At 55.6% G+C, this 437-nt stretch carries 1 pseudogene; it reads right to left on the bottom strand.

Going from position 1 to position 437, the window contains the following annotated elements:
* Window positions 1-437, bottom strand: a pseudogene (locus MXD62_RS10190) (ATP-grasp domain-containing protein); the annotation flags it as partial.

The following is a 437-nucleotide window of genomic DNA, read 5'->3' as shown; positions in this document are numbered from 1 at the left end:
TTCATTTCGCGGGCAATGCTTTTTGTGTAGGCGACCAGTGTCTCTTTTTGCGCTATCGTCAGATTAGGAGCGGGGAAAAGAGCCATGCTGTCACCAGAGTGAACGCCAGCTTTCTCCACATGCTCGTAGATCCCCGGAACCAGCACGTCATCTCCGTCGCATACAGCATCCACTTCCACTTCTTTGCCGGGGATGTACTGATCCACCAGCAGTGGGAAAAACGTGGCCGCTTGTTTGCTGCCGAGCCAGCCCTCGATTGTGTGTGCCAGTTCTGCAGCGTCCTGCGCAATCACCATGCCCTGCCCGCCGATTACATATGACGGTCGAATCAGAACCGGATAGCCGATGCTCTCGGCAACCTGCAGCGCTTCCTGCGAAGATGTAACCCCCTGGCCAGGAATATGGGGGATGGAGAGCTTGCGCAGCATCTGGTAAAA

Origin of the sequence: Frankia sp. Mgl5, assembly GCF_023242985.1 — a bacterium.
Classification (GTDB): Bacteria; Actinomycetota; Actinomycetes; order Frankiales; family Frankiaceae; genus Parafrankia; species Parafrankia soli.
This window is presented reverse-complemented; position numbering and strand designations above follow the sequence as displayed.